The sequence below is a fragment of the Thermoplasmata archaeon genome (assembly GCA_036395115.1).
In the GTDB taxonomy this organism is placed as follows: Archaea; Thermoplasmatota; Thermoplasmata; order RBG-16-68-12; family RBG-16-68-12; genus RBG-16-68-12.
In genome coordinates, this window is the sequence record DASWDU010000047.1 from 39,074 (window position 1) to 52,793 (window position 13,720).

The window sequence follows — 13,720 nt, forward strand, 5'->3', positions numbered from 1 at the left end:
TCTTTCCCCTTTTGAACCCGGCGTGTCCAGTCGTCGAGGGCTTCGACGGGACGCGTCTTGGACGCGGACGGCCCTCGGGTCCGTTCGGTTCGCGTCCCGGACTACTTGCTGCCCCACCGGCCGATGACGATGATGAGGCCAATCATCACAAGCGTCAGAACGAGCGCAGTCACAAGATAGCCAACCCATCCGATCGGTGTGATCGTCTGAAACGTCGTGTCGACTCCCGCCACCTTGAGCCCGCCCGTTACCACGTTGTTCCACAACAGTGCGATCACGAACCCGAAGGCGGCCGCCAACGAGGTCGAAATCGTCTTTCGCACTTCCGACATTGAGACTTTTCGTTCCTCCGCCATGGTGGATCCCCGGCCCCGGATTGGTGGGGGGAATCTAAGGCCTACGGTCTCGCCTTCCGATCGCCCTTCTCCTTCGACACGACGCGGACGTCCTCGATCCGTGCCGTCGGATACTGCCCGCCGCGGTCCTTCTCGAGTGACTTCACCATGTCCCATACGGTCAGCAGCGCGACCGCGACGCCGTAAAGGGCTTCCATCTCCACGCCGGTTTTGTACGTCGCCTCGACGGTCGTCGTCGCGGTGATCCGATCGCCTCGCACGTCGAACGTCACGCCCGCCGCGGTGATTGGAATTGGATGGGTGTGAGGGAGGACCTGCCATACGGTCTTCATCGCCTGGATCGCGGCAATCTCCGCGGCCGCGATCGGATCGCCCTTCTCGACACGGCGAGCCCGGACCGCGCGGATCGTCGCGGGCTTGAGTCGAATCGAACCGGAGGCCACGGCCCGCCGGCGCACATCCGGCTTTCCCCCGATGTCGACCATCTTCGCCATTGCGCGGCGCGACGGGGGCGATGGACCATAAACGTTGGCGAGTTCGAGATCCGGGCCTCTTGCGGTCCGCGGCGTTTGTCAACGTGCCGCTCCGCTGGCCCCGCGCGTTCGGGCCGGCCACGCGTGCGTGAGCCTTTGTCAACCGCCGCACGTCGGACGTGGCAAGGATTAACTACGATCCCGCCGGCTCCCGACCGTCGCGCGCCCGCAAGGGCGCCGCACGGGATGGGAAACATGCGGAAGCTGTTGCGAATCGTGGGAGTGACCGTAGCCGTCGCGATGGTCGCCGTCGTCGTGGCGGTCCTGCTCCGACCAACGAACGGACCGGCGACGACCGCCGTCGTGGACCAACCGAACCCGACGACACCGACGCCGACGGAGCGGCCGGGTCACGGGCACCATGCGCACGATGCGCACTGCCTGAAGGCGAGCCATCACACCCCGGACCACGCGCGGGCCCATGGGGCGCACGGGCATCGGCACCACGCCCACGCGGCTTGCGCGGCCTCCGTCATCGCGGAGCTCGTGCGCCTCTGAGCGCCGGGCTCTCGGGATCCTTACCCCGCCAGGGGGCGCGGCGCGGGGCCGTCGAGGCCCCGGGCCCTATTCGCGTCGGCCGCGTCCTAGGTTTGCGAACCCGGCCGACGTTACGGAACTCAGGTAGGGTTTTCCCCAGCTCGTTGGAGAACCTCTCGAAGGTGGTCGGATTGATCGCTAGACGGGCCTTCGAGCCCGGTAATCACGAGCGTCGTGAGAGGCTGAAGGCGAGGGTTCAGACCCGCACGAGAGCCGGGAACTCCCGGCATCAGCCAAATGCGGATGCCGCGATCGAGTTCGACTGAAACCTGCGTGTTTCGGAGCCAACGGGACTTAGGGTGCGAGCGGGTGGGTCGTACGCCAAGGCCCGCTTCACGCACCGCGGTCTGGATTTGTGGAAGGAGCTCCTCGAGACGCCGCGGGAGGCGAATCCACCATGCACCCCGCCATCCCGAGTTAGGACCTGTGAAGTACAGCAATAGGCCGAGAGGGATTCCAGCGAGAGCTAGAACAAGGAGCGGGACCAGCCACAACCGGCCTCCAAGCTCGTAACTCACCGCTGTCGCGAGGAGAAGAAATCCCGTAATCAGAATCGCCGCTAGGGACATGCGTCGAGCGGCCATCGGATTGTTGTACCGCCACCTCGACATCCCAAACCTTGCGCCAGGGACGGTCACTTCGGTCCTTCCGTGAACGTCCGTTGTCCGGATAAGCATCAGCCTCCCCACATGATGATTCGGCACAGCTCCTTTGTCAACCGGACCGCGCCCGTCTGACGCAGATTCTGAGGTGCGTCACACGCGCGCGCGAGGACGTTGTCAAGTCGCGGCGTCGGACGCGAAAACCGTTATGTACCATGGCCGGGCCTTTCGACGGCCGCGTGCGGAATGGGATGCACGTGCACGAAGGGATGGGACGGATGATCGCTACGCGGTCTTCGGACAGCGAGTCCTTTCAGCCCGGCATCGCGACCTGCGCGACACGAAACCCCAAGGAGAACAAAGAGGTGAACACATGACACGGCGAAAGCTAGCAGTGGCCGTGATCCTGGCTGTGACCGTGGTGGGGGCCTTTGCGGCCTACGCCTTGCGGCCGACCGCGACGTCGACGAACGTCGCGGTGAACGAGCCGAACTCGGACACCGGGAACACGGGAACGGGCGACGGCACGACGCCGAGTACTCCGCCGACACCGCCTCCTACGAGGGCGAGCGAAGGGCCGAAGCACGCGATGTGCGTCCACATGAACGACCACATCCCGGAGCAGGCCCGGACCCGCGGCGCGAACTGGTATCGGTTCTACGACCAGGCGGCGTGCAGCGCGACCAACGCGCTCGCGAGCCTGATCTCCTTCTAGGCCGAACGCAGGGCGGAAACCTCTTTCCCCCTCACGGGGGATCGTGGCGCGGGGTCGACGCGACCCCGGCCGAATTTCCCAGGCCACCCTAGGTCCGGCGCTTCCGGCGGGACGGCGGCCGCCCCGGAGCCGCGGACGATTCGGTCTTCCAGATCGGGACGATCCGCTTGACCTCGTCCATCGCCCACGCGCAGGCGGCGAACGCCGCGCCCCGATGGGCGGCGGAGCACGCGATGACCACGGAGTCGTCGCCGACCGGCACGCGGCCGACCCGATGGACAATCGACATCTCGAGGACGCCGAACTTCGACTTCGCTCGATCGGCGAGGGCTGCGAGTGCTTTCTCGGCCATCGGCTCATAGACCTCGTAGTCCAGCGCGCGGACGCCGGCGTCGGCCCGCACGGTCCCGAGGAACACGACGACGGCGCCGGCGTCGGCCCGGCGGACGCGGTCCACGACCGACGCCACGTCGATGCGAGACCGTTGGACCGCGATCACGTCCCGCCCCCGCTGACGGGCGGCATGACGGCGACCTCGTCGCCGTCGTGCAAGACGACGTCCGGGGAGGCGTAGCTCAGGTTCACCGCGAGGAGCATCGCCTCCGTGTGGCCGGCGAGCCGCGGGTACGTCCCCACGAGGGCGTCGACGAGGTCCCGGAGCCGCGCGCCTTCCGGGAGGGTCCAGGGGAGCGCGCCTTCGCCGGCGATCTCGCGGTACGTCGCGAAGAGCCGGACCCGCACGCGCACCGCCCGATGCGATGACCGCCGCGCGTATAAGGCCCTCGTCTACGGCGGAGGGAGCCGCGCGAGGATCTCCGCCCGCCGGCGCCGCACCTCCGCGCCGAGCCGATCAAGGTAGGCGTCGAGGGCCTCGACGAGCCGCTGCCGCGCCGCCTCGGACCGGGCGGAGCCGAGGTATCGGAACACCTGGACCCGTCGGCCGCCCCGGTCCTCGTAGTGCCAGAAGTAGAGGTAGGGCCGACCGCGAATCTCCTTCGTCGTCAGGCCACAGCCGAGCTGCACGCCCACCGGGATGGCTTAACCTTACTTAGGGTTAACAGGACCGCCCGGACGATCGGGAGGCGAGTGGCCCCCCCACCCCACGATTTCCGCTGGAAACCCTTTTGGGGCCCTGGGGTGTTCTGAGAGCCGTTGGACGTCCTCCTGGTCTCCCTCACCCCTGCGGTCGAGGAGATCACGGCGCTCCTCGCCTCCGCCGGTCACCGCATCGTCGAGACAATCGTCCAGCGGCGGGACCGCCCGGACGGCCGCACCTTCGTCGGTCGGGGGAAGCTCGACGAAATCCGACAGCGCGTCGAGACGGGCGGCGTCGACGTCGTGGTGTTCAACGGCGAGCTGCGTCCGACGATGCATCACATCCTCGAGCGGGACCTCGGCGTCGAGTGCTACGACCGCCTGCGGGTCCTCCTTGAGCTGTTCGCGCAGCGCGCCACGAGCCGGGAAGGCAAGCTGCAGGTCGAACTCGCGCTGCTGCAGTATGAGGTCCCCCTGCTGCGCGAGTGGATTCACGAAACGGACATCGGCGAGCGACCCGGCTTCATGGCCGGCGGCGCTCAGCGGGTCGACGCGTACTACGAGACGGTCAAGCGGCGAATCAAGAGGATCCGCGACGAGCTCGGGACGATCCGACGCGAGCGCGACGTGCGGCGGGCCGTGCGCAAGGATCGCGGATACCACCTCGTCGCCCTCGCCGGATACGCGAACGCGGGCAAGTCGTCCCTGCTGAATGCCCTGACGGACGAGCACGTCCTCGTCGAAGACCGAATGTTCTCGACGCTCGCGACGACGACCCGGAGCCTCGTCGGGACCCGCAAGCGGATCCTGCTCACGGACACGATCGGTTTCGTCGACGGGGTTCCGTTCTGGATGGTCGAGGCGTTCAACGCGACGTTCGAGGAAATCCTCCGGGCGGACCTGATCCTCCTGCTCATCGACGCGGTCGACTCGGACGATGAGATCCGCCGGAAGGTGCGCCTCGCGGCCCGGACCCTCTTCCCGAACGTGTCCGCCGACGTCGTCGTGCCGATCCTGACGAAGACGGACCTCTTGCCGGAGGCGACGGCGATGGCGAGAGCCCGGCTCCTCGCGGAATCGGAGTTCCACCGGGCCGCGCTCCCGATCTCCGTGCGGACGGGCCAGGGCCTCCCGGAGCTCCGAGCCGCGATCCATCGGGCGTTCGTCTATCCAATCGAACTGCACCTGGTCTTGGTCCAGGACGCCGGCGCGGGCGGGAAACTCCACTGGCTGTACGAGCACACGGAGGTCGTGTCGGCGGACCACCGCGGGGACCGAATCGATGTCGTCGTCCGGTGCCGGCCTCGGGACCGCGTGACCGCGGAGTCGCTCGGGCGGGTCGTGCTCGCCCGCGCCGTCGGGTGATTAACCGCGGATTCGGAACTCTCGCTTCTTCTCGAGAAACCGTCGCTCGTACGCGGACGGCAGGTGATCGTACGTCAGCTCCTCGAGGCGCTTCATGTTCTTCACGAAAGCCTCCTTGGACGTCGTCGTGACGAGCCGTTCGAACTCCCGCTCCTTCCGGATCGTGTCGACGAAGTAGAAGCCCCCGCCCAGGATCGCGAGCAGGCCGAAGAACGCCTCCCAGACGACGTACGGGCCGACGGTCTGGTGGATCGACTTCAGCCAGTCCGGGCTCTGCGTCGGGATGAGGTACTGCGTGAAGGACAGGACGACGCCGAGGACCCCGAGGGCGAAGACGAGCGTGCTCAACTCGTAGCGCAGCTCGCGGAAAAGGCCCATGGTGGCCGTCGGCATGAGGGGGCCGTGCATAAGCTTTGCCGGGAGGGGTTCTGTAACGTTGGGGTTACGGACAACCGCGACCGCAGCGTCACTCCACTCCGCATCCGCTCCTCCCGTGCGCCTCTGGCAGCGCCAGATCGGTCGCGGAGGGGACTCATCGCATCACAGCGGAGGGCACCGGGGTGGAACCGTACACCCCTTGGCCTCCTCGTCGGAGGCCGGGTTCATTGGTGGGCCCACGAATGGGCCGTCGCTCCTCCGAGATGCGACGCCATCGTCGCACCCCGGGCCCGTCAGTGTTCTGCGCAGGGCGCGTCATGCCGGCCGGGCCACTCGACGGTGGTCTTCCACCGGAGGTTTCGGTGGCCTATCCTGGACTAGCCGTATCCATGGACGTATCGGGAGGGGGTCGGTGAAAGTGAATAAACGGACGGAGTTGCAATCGATTAATCTCTGGCGCGCCGGGACGTCCGGGGCGCGGATCCGCGATGCGGTCGTCAACCGCGCGCGGAATTCTGCTCTAGGTGACCGCTCGCGTTGTGACAGGGCCCCGGGAGGGAAGGCTTTCATCCGTCCCACGCCATCGGGAGGCGGATGGCGCTGCGGACGCCGCTATACGAGGCGCACCGGGACGCCGGCGCGCGCCTCATCGAGTTCGGCGGATGGGAGATGCCGCTGCAGTACTCCGGCATCGTGGACGAGCACCTCACGGTCCGCCGGGCCGTCGGCCTCTTCGACGTCAGCCACATGGGCAAGCTGTTCGTCAAGGGCGAAGCCGCGCACACCGCGCTCAATCGGCTCAGCGCGAACGCCCTCCCGACGACGCCGGGTCGGGCGCGGTACACGCATCTGCTGCGGGACGACGGCACGATCCTCGACGACGTCATCGTGACGTGCCTCGCCCCGGACCGATACTTCGTCGTGTGCAACGCGGGGCCTCGCCCGGCCGTCGTGGAGTGGCTGCGCGCGCGCCTCTCCGGCGTGAGGCTCGACGACAGCACCGAGCGGATGCTCTGCCTCGCGCTGCAAGGCCCGCGTGCGCCGCAGTTGCTGCAGCGCTTCACGTCCGTCGACCTCGCGGCGATCCGGTCGTTTGGCGCCGCAGCGATCGACTTCGTGCCGCCGGCGCCGTGGGGGTCCCGGCCCCGAGCGGTTCCACCGGAAATCGAGGGGTGGGGGTCCCGGCCGTCGGACGGCCCCGCCAATGGGGCGCGCGGGGACCCGTCCGTTTCCGCTGGACGGGCCGCCTTCCTGGTGACGCGGACCGGCTACACGGGCGAGGCGGGGTTCGAGCTCTTCCCGACCGCCGCTGAGGGTGCCTGGGTCTGGTCGTCCCTCCTGTCCGCGGGCGCCGACGTGGGCCTGAAGCCGATCGGGCTGGGCGCGCGGGACACGCTGCGGCTCGAGAAAGGGTACCTGCTCTCGGGGCAGGACTTCGACGGCCGGCAGACGCCCCTCGAGGTGAACAGCGCCTGGCTCGTCAAATGGGACCGACCCTTCGTGGGCCGCGAAGCGCTCGAGGCGCAACGGACGCGGGACGACTACCCACGGCTCGTCGGGGTGCGCATGGAGGATCGCGGGATTCCGCGGCACGACTTCGCGGTCGTTTCCGGTGGATCGCCGATCGGCCGGGTCACGAGCGGGACGAGGTCGCCGAGCCTGCGCGTGGGGATCGCGCTCGCGTCCGTCGATCGCGATCACGCCGCGCCAGAAACACGCCTCGAGGTCGACATCCGCGGGACGCCGCATCCGGCGAGGGTCGTACCCCTTCCCTTCCTGTGAACGCGCCTAGGGCGGGGCCTCTTTCACCGCCCCCCTCGCTAGCTTCATATCGAGCGGGACTGTAAGGAACGTTGGTAACAGATGTGGTAACAGCTATCGCTACTGTTGGTAACATACGTGGTTCAAAAAGTAATATACCCCGTGGCATCCTTGCGCGCGCTCACCCCCAGGGATGGTATCCCCGAGTAGACTACACGGCGTCCGGTCCCGCGAGGGGAGGGTTTCCCCATGGAAGAAGTCAAGGTTTCTGAGTCGAAAGCCATCGAGATTGTCGCGGGCGAGCCGGATCCGAAGCTGACCGAGAACGCGCTCCGCGTTCTTCAGAAACGGTACTTGAAGAAAGACGAAAAGGGCCGCGTCACTGAGACGCCGAGAGAGCTCTTCGCGCGGGTCGCATGGAACCTTGCGCAAGCGGAGCGGCTGTATGGCGCGGACGACGCGAAAGTCGGGGAGACCGCGAAAGGTTTCTATCGCCTGATGGCGAATCTCGACTTCCTCCCGAACAGCCCCACGCTGATGAACGCAGGGCTCGAGTTGCAGTTGCTCTCGGCCTGTTTCGTCCTCCCGGTGGATGACAGCCTCGTCGGAATCTTCGAGGCGTTGAAACAACAGGCTCTGATCCACCAAGCTGGCGGGGGAACCGGTTTTGCCTTCTCCAGGCTTCGGCCGAAGGGCGACTTCGTGAAATCGACGATGGGGGTGGCCTCCGGCCCCGTTTCCTTCATGAAGATTTTCGACTCGGCGACTCAAACAGTCAAGCAGGGAGGATGCATCTCCGTGGACAGCCTCCTCCGAACGTCAGAGGGACTCAAGCCGCTCGGGAGACTCCTGAACAGCCCACCCCTCGGCGAGAACTTCACTCGCGATCGGGTCTTCGATGGAACCGGCTTCTCGCACGCGCTCGTGGCGCAGGACAATGGTCCGGCGGAGATTTTCTCCGTCGAGACAGAACTCGGTCTCCGGATCGGCGCGACCTACAACCACGCATTTGCCGTCGTCGACGAGAACGGCGAGGTCGTATGGCGGGAAGCGCAAGATCTCCGAGAGGGCGACTGGCTCGTCATCGTGAAAGGAGGGCACCTCGGGTTCAATCGGTCCCTACCGCCGCTCGGCCCCCAGCACCCGAACGCTACCCGAATCCGCGTCCCCTCCGAGATGAACGAGGATCTTGCGGAGCTCCTTGGGCTGTACATGGCGGACGGTTGCACCAGTTCCGGCGGGCGCTTCATCATCACCATCGGGACTGTGGATATCGAGGTCGTGGATCGCATCCGGATCCTCATGGAGAGGAACTTCGGACTCGCCCCGAACCAGATCAAGGAAGGCGAGGGAGGCGGCTATGTCGACATCCAGTTTCAGTCGCGCGATCTCCTTCGATGGATGGAACGGTTGGGCTGGGTGAAGGGGTATTCCCCGAACGCGTTCATCCCGGCAGAAGTACTGGGTGGGTCGGCCGACACCGCCCGCGCGTTTCTCCGAGGTCTATTCGAAGGGGACGGCCACATTCACTCGGGAAGCGGGTATCCGTGTTTCTCGACCACGTCGGAGCGCCTTGCAATCGAGGCGCAGCAGCTCCTCCTATCCTTGGGGATTGTCGCCCGGCGCGGAGCGATCGCGAGTAGCCGCCACAATTCCCTCGGCCACCGCCCAGTGCACACGCTCACGATTGTTGACGAGGACAGCGTGCGGACATTCGCGGGGGAAATCGGGTTCGTCTCGGACCGGAAGCAGGACCACTTGGAACTTGGCCCAAGACCGAAGGTCAACACCTCCGACATCATACCAAACCAGGGCGCGGTCCTGCGGTCGTTGTACACTTTCGTTGGACGAGGGAGCGGACCCGGCCGTTCTCGGCGTGGCGCCGACCGGAGGCTGTACCGGGCCCTCATGCACTACATCAGCGAGGGACACGCGCGGGCGCTCCCCCGGAAGCGCCTCCTCGCGTTGATGAAACGGTTCCCGGTGATCGCGGCGAACGACCACCTCCGACAGATGGTGAATCCCTCGCGAGTGTACACTCGCGTAACTGGCATTCGGCGGGATCACGCGCCGACTGCCGACCTCGAGGTCCCCGGTCCCGCCAGTTTCGTGGCGAACGGCATCCTCGTTCACAACAAGAGGCGGGGGGCCAACATGGGCATCCTTCGCATCGACCACCCCGATATCCTGGGGTTCATCACTTGCAAGGACCGGACTACAGAAATCACGAATTTTAACATTTCCGTGGCGATCACGGACAAGTTCATGGAGGCCCTGATGACCGGCACGAAGTACGACCTCGTGAACCCGCGGGACAAGACGGTCGTCGGTCAGCTCGATGCCCGCGAGGTCCTCGACAAGATTGCGTTCCAAGCATGGAAGAACGGGGAGCCGGGACTCTTCTTCATCGACGAGAACAACCGCCGACAGCCCACGCCGAACGTCGGAGACATGGAGGCCACGAACCCGTGCGTGACGGGCGACACGCTCGTGTCGACGGAGCGGGGACTCATTCCGATTGCGGACCTCGCGGAACGCTATCCGAACGGTGGGATCTCCCTCGTTACGGATCGTCGAGTGCCTGCCGAGGTCGTCACGGAATCGAACGGCATGTTGCTCGCGAGCCGCGACGAGGCGGAACGGGGAACGCGGCTTGGACCAATGGTGGCCGCTTGGAAGACCGGCGTGAAGCCGGTCTGGCGGATTGCGACGAAGTCCGGGTTTGAGCTCTCGGCGACGGCGGACCACAAGGTCCTCACGACGCAAGGATGGATTCCGATCGAAGACCTCATGCCAGAGGTTCACAAGTTGCTGATCCAGTCGGGTGAAGGGAACTTCCCCGGGGATCGACATCTTCCATTCGAGCCAGCGAATGTTCACGTCGGCAGGAACGGAAAGACGACAATCCTCAATCTCCCGACCGAATGGTCCCGAGAACTCGGCCTCGTGCTCGGCTGGCTAGTGGGAGACGGATGGTTGCGGTCCGGCGACAAGAACTGCCGCGTCGGGTTCACGTTCGCGAACAGCGACGCGCCGATGTTTGCCACCCTGCGACCGATCCTGAACCGCTGGTATGGTCGCGAGATTCGCGGAGTCAAGCGGGAGAATGGAGTCTACCATCTCTCATACCACTCGCGGTTCTTCGTCGAATTCTTCGAGAAACTGGGAGTGAAATCGGTTGATGGTGCAGAGAAGGAAGTCCCCCGATCCTTGTTCACTGCTCCCCGCGAAGCCGTGGTTGGATTCCTCCAAGCCCTGTTTACCGCAGATGGCACTGTGAGGGATCATCGCAACTGCAACAGCTCTGGAATTGCCTTGACATCGAAGAGCCGCGGACTCCTGCAAGGTGTGCAGCTCCTTCTCCTTGCTCTCGGAATCCGCTCCCGGATACTGGATCGGAGTCGTGCGCCGCGAGTAGCATTGTTCGAATATCTAGCGAAAGACGGGAAGCGCCGAGAGTATGGCTCGGATGGTGTGTTGTGCGAACTGTTCATTTTCGGGGAGTCGAGGCGGCGCTTCGAACAGTCCGTTGGCTTTCTCGATGAGAAGCAAGCGCAGCTCTCTCACGTCCGATACCCGCGGTTTTACGAGACCAAGTTCGAAGACATTCTATCTGGGAAGCAACTCGTGGGGGATCGCCAGGTTTTCGATCTCACGGAAGCTGCTTCTCACTCGATGATCTGCAATGGGATCGTCGTTCGACAGTGCGGCGAACAGCCGCTCTTGCCCTACGAATCGTGCAACCTCGGATCCATCGACCTGCAGCGACACATGAAACACAACGCACGGGGGAAGTGGGAGCTCGACTGGAAGAAGCTTGAGCGCTCAATCCGCACATCGGTCCGCATGCTCGACGATGTCATCGACATGAACGCCTACCCGGTCAAGGAGATTGAGGAAATGACGAAGGCCACCCGCAAGATCGGCCTTGGCGTCATGGGCTTCGCGCGCATGCTGTTCATGCTCGAGGTCCCTTACGACTCCAAAGAGGGAGTCGAATGGGGCCGCAAGATCATGCAATCTATTCAGGAAACAGGATATAATGAGAGTGCGAAGCTCGCCGAGGAACGCGGCGTATACCCGGCGTGGGAGGGAAGCCGCCACGAGGGGAAGGGGCTGCGCCTCCGCAATTCGTACGTCACGACGGTCGCTCCGACGGGTACCCTCTCGATGATCGCGGACACCTCTGGCGGCTGTGAGCCCGAGTTCAGCCTGATATGGTACAAGCGGGTCATGGACGGCGAGGAGCTCCCGTACTTCCTCGACTACTTCGAAGAGGTCGCGAAGCGCGAGGGCTTCTGGCGGGAGGATCTCGTGAAGAAGATTCTCGACAACCACGGATCCCCGCGAGGCCTCAGGGATGTCCCCGAGAAGTGGCAGCGGGTCTTCGCCGTGGCCCACGACGTCGCGCCGGAGTGGCACGTGCGGATGCAGGCCGCGTTCCAGGACTACTGTGATGCCGCGGTGAGCAAAACGATCAACATGCCGCGGGAGGCGACCGTCGAGGACGTTAAGAAGGCGTATCTCCTGGCGTACGAGTTGCACTGTAAGGGCATCACGGTGTACCGCGACGGTTCCCGAGAGGACCAAGTCCTGAACATCGGCGTCGCCGAATCGGAGAAGCCGAAAGAGGTCCGCGTCGAGGTCCCGGCGGAGCCCGTCGCCCTGCGGCCCCGCGCCCGCCCCGACGTGATCACGGGCCGCACGCAGAAGATCCTCACCGGATACGGCGCCCTGTACGTCACGGTCAACGAGGACGAGAAGGGCCTGTTCGAGGTCTTCGCGCAGATCGGCCGTGGGGGCGGCTACACCGCTTCCTTCACGGAAGGGATCGCGCGGCTCGTGTCCCTGTGCCTGCGGTCCGGCGTGCCGGTCGACGAGATCATCGACCAGCTCGAAGGCATCCGCAGCCCGCGGATCGCCGTCGACCACGGCGAGCGCGTGTACTCGATCCCCGACGCGATTGCGAAGGCGATCAAGCGGCACATGGGAATGCACAAGGTCGGGGTGCAGCAGGCCGTCGAGACGTTCGACGAACTCGGCGGAGCCGTCGAGACCGATGTCGAGCTGGAGAAGGAGTCGCGCGACGCGGCCGAGTTGCTGCGGAAAGGCTTGAACCCGGAATGCCCGGAGTGCGGCAAGCCCCTCGTATTCGAGGAAGGCTGCGTGAAGTGCCACTCGTGCGGCTACTCCGAGTGTTGAACGCGGGGCTCGGCGGGGACTATTCCTGCAACAGCTCGATCCAGATTCCGTTCGGGTCGCGAACGTAGGCCTCGCTCCAATCTCCGATCGAATACGGCTCGACGACGATCTCCACGCCCTTCTTTCGGATGTCCTCGACGGTCGCCACAACGTCCTCGACCTCGAAAGCGAGGTGATCGAGATCTTCGCCGTTCGCGTACGGGGCCCAGAACCGGCTGCCTTCCGAGTAGAAGTTGAGCTCGAGTTCCTGCTCCGAACCCGGACTTCGTAGGGTCGCGACTTCGCCGTTCGTCGGAGCGGTCGCCAGACGCTCGACGAGCGTCATCCCGAGGACCCCGGTGTAGAACCGGATGGATTCGTCCATGTCTCTGACCCGGATGCCCGTGTACAAGAACCGGAACGGCAAGAGGCCACCGAGGGCGGAATGAGCAAGGCGTTCATAACGAATGGGAACGTGCCGCTCACGTTCCAAAAGGGCCAAGTCCCACGGACGCCTGCATGACGGCATGCCGTGGGTCCTGTTCATCTCCCCGATGGACGCGGAGCGCCGCGACGTCGCCAGCCGCAAGGCCCTGGGTGCCTTCGAGCCCATGATGCTCGAGGATCTCCCCGAAGGCGAGCGGGACGCGGTCTGGGCGACGGCGGACGTCATCGTCACGATGGGCTTCCCCCGGGAGTTCCCGCCGGACTTCCGGACGAAGGCGCCCCAGGTGCGCTTGATCCAATCGCTCGTCGCCGGCGTCGACCACCTGCCGTTCGATCGGTTCCCGGCGGGCGCCATCGTCTGCGGGAACGCGGGGGCGTACAACGTCTCGGTCGCGGAGCACGCGATGGCGCTCCTCCTCGCGGCGGCCAAGGACGTCCCGGCGCGGACGGACGAGATCCGGCGGGGCGTCTTCCGTCAGGGCGTCACGAACAAAGGCCTCGCGGGGTCGACCGTCCTGATCGTCGGGATGGGCGGGATCGGCACCGAGATCGCGCGGCGCTGCAAGGCGTTCGACATGCGCGTGGTCGGGGTCACGCGGACGCGCCGCTCAGACGCCGGCGCGGCGGACGCGACGGTGACGATCGAAGGCCTGTCGAACGAACTGCCCTCCGCGGACGTCGTGGTCCTCGCCTTGCCCCTGACCCGCGCGACGCACGGCCTCGTGGACCGCCGCTTCCTCGCGTCGATGAAGGAGGACGCGATCCTCGTGAACATCGCCCGGGGCAAGCTCATCGTCGAGGACGACCTGT

13 protein-coding genes are annotated in these 13,720 nt (G+C 65.5%); 6 read left to right on the top strand and 7 right to left on the bottom strand.

Annotation, left to right across the window (positions count from 1 at the left end; translation table 11 throughout):
- Nucleotides 1–101: 101 nt before the first annotated feature.
- Both VF992_11440 and moaC read right to left on the bottom strand, forming a co-directional pair.
- Nucleotides 102–356: a DUF5654 family protein gene (locus tag VF992_11440; protein ID HEX9341763.1), complete on the bottom strand. Its 255-nt coding sequence runs from the start codon at nt 354–356 to the stop codon at nt 102–104.
- Nucleotides 357–397: 41 nt separating this feature from the next.
- A complete protein-coding gene (gene moaC / locus VF992_11445; protein ID HEX9341764.1) occupies nt 398–850 on the bottom strand; it encodes a cyclic pyranopterin monophosphate synthase MoaC in 453 nt (150 codons plus the stop codon).
- Between the two features lie 234 nt (nt 851–1,084).
- Between moaC and VF992_11450 the strand changes: the two genes are divergently transcribed.
- Together VF992_11450 and VF992_11455 are read left to right on the top strand one after the other, a co-directional pair.
- The gene (locus VF992_11450; GenBank protein HEX9341765.1) at nt 1,085–1,387 is read left to right on the top strand and encodes a hypothetical protein; all 303 of its coding nucleotides are present in this window, start codon (nt 1,085–1,087) and stop codon (nt 1,385–1,387) included.
- 1,014 nt (nt 1,388–2,401) lie between these two features.
- Complete coding sequence (locus tag VF992_11455) at nt 2,402–2,743, top strand: hypothetical protein (protein HEX9341766.1); 342 nt, start codon at nt 2,402–2,404, stop codon at nt 2,741–2,743.
- A gap of 88 nt (nt 2,744–2,831) precedes the next feature.
- Here the strand turns inward: VF992_11455 and VF992_11460 are convergent, their stop codons facing one another.
- From VF992_11460 to VF992_11470, 3 genes are read right to left on the bottom strand one after another with little or no spacing between them, the layout of a single operon-like run.
- Nucleotides 2,832–3,242, bottom strand: a complete 411-nt coding sequence (locus VF992_11460; protein ID HEX9341767.1) for a molybdenum cofactor biosynthesis protein MoaE — start codon at nt 3,240–3,242, stop codon at nt 2,832–2,834.
- Nucleotides 3,239–3,490 (bottom strand): MoaD/ThiS family protein, encoded by a 252-nt coding sequence (locus VF992_11465; protein ID HEX9341768.1) that lies wholly within the window; start codon nt 3,488–3,490, stop codon nt 3,239–3,241. The genes VF992_11460 and VF992_11465 overlap by 4 nt, the downstream gene beginning before the upstream one ends.
- A gap of 39 nt (nt 3,491–3,529) precedes the next feature.
- Nucleotides 3,530–3,766 (bottom strand): hypothetical protein, encoded by a 237-nt coding sequence (locus tag VF992_11470; protein HEX9341769.1) that lies wholly within the window; start codon nt 3,764–3,766, stop codon nt 3,530–3,532.
- Nucleotides 3,767–3,895: 129 nt separating this feature from the next.
- Here VF992_11470 and hflX point away from each other — a divergent pair, with 129 nt between their 5' ends.
- Complete coding sequence (hflX, locus tag VF992_11475) at nt 3,896–5,143, top strand: GTPase HflX (protein HEX9341770.1); 1,248 nt, start codon at nt 3,896–3,898, stop codon at nt 5,141–5,143.
- Here the strand turns inward: hflX and VF992_11480 are convergent, their stop codons facing one another.
- Nucleotides 5,144–5,521 carry a DUF3198 domain-containing protein gene (locus tag VF992_11480; protein HEX9341771.1) on the bottom strand — a complete coding sequence of 126 codons (378 nt, stop codon included), beginning with the start codon at nt 5,519–5,521 and terminating at the stop codon, nt 5,144–5,146.
- A 594-nt stretch (nt 5,522–6,115) separates the two neighbouring features.
- Here VF992_11480 and VF992_11485 point away from each other — a divergent pair.
- Nucleotides 6,116–7,303 (top strand): glycine cleavage system aminomethyltransferase GcvT, encoded by a 1,188-nt coding sequence (locus tag VF992_11485; protein ID HEX9341772.1) that lies wholly within the window; start codon nt 6,116–6,118, stop codon nt 7,301–7,303.
- Between the two features lie 228 nt (nt 7,304–7,531).
- Nucleotides 7,532–12,484 carry an LAGLIDADG family homing endonuclease gene (locus VF992_11490; protein HEX9341773.1) on the top strand — a complete coding sequence of 1,651 codons (4,953 nt, stop codon included), beginning with the start codon at nt 7,532–7,534 and terminating at the stop codon, nt 12,482–12,484.
- 19 nt (nt 12,485–12,503) lie between these two features.
- Here the strand turns inward: VF992_11490 and VF992_11495 are convergent, their stop codons facing one another.
- Nucleotides 12,504–13,076: a VOC family protein gene (locus VF992_11495; protein ID HEX9341774.1), complete on the bottom strand. Its 573-nt coding sequence runs from the start codon at nt 13,074–13,076 to the stop codon at nt 12,504–12,506.
- Here VF992_11495 and VF992_11500 point away from each other — a divergent pair.
- A partial coding sequence (locus tag VF992_11500) for an NAD(P)-dependent oxidoreductase (protein ID HEX9341775.1) occupies nt 12,991–13,720 on the top strand: 730 nt, incomplete at its 3' end. The two genes, VF992_11495 and VF992_11500, sit on opposite strands and share 86 nt — an antisense overlap.

Excerpts from the sequence above, each read along its gene's own strand:
- VF992_11440 (HEX9341763.1), bottom strand. The coding sequence starts at position 356 with ATGGCGGAGGAACGAAAAGTCTCAATGTCGGAAGTGCGAAAGACGATT.
- moaC (HEX9341764.1), bottom strand. The coding sequence starts at position 850 with ATGGCGAAGATGGTCGACATCGGGGGAAAGCCGGATGTGCGCCGGCGG.
- VF992_11450 (HEX9341765.1), top strand. The coding sequence starts at position 1,085 with ATGCGGAAGCTGTTGCGAATCGTGGGAGTGACCGTAGCCGTCGCGATG.
- VF992_11455 (HEX9341766.1), top strand. The coding sequence starts at position 2,402 with ATGACACGGCGAAAGCTAGCAGTGGCCGTGATCCTGGCTGTGACCGTG.
- VF992_11480 (HEX9341771.1), bottom strand. The coding sequence starts at position 5,521 with ATGGGCCTTTTCCGCGAGCTGCGCTACGAGTTGAGCACGCTCGTCTTC.
- VF992_11485 (HEX9341772.1), top strand. The coding sequence starts at position 6,116 with ATGGCGCTGCGGACGCCGCTATACGAGGCGCACCGGGACGCCGGCGCG.
- VF992_11490 (HEX9341773.1), top strand. The coding sequence starts at position 7,532 with ATGGAAGAAGTCAAGGTTTCTGAGTCGAAAGCCATCGAGATTGTCGCG.
- VF992_11495 (HEX9341774.1), bottom strand. The coding sequence starts at position 13,076 with ATGGGCTCGAAGGCACCCAGGGCCTTGCGGCTGGCGACGTCGCGGCGC.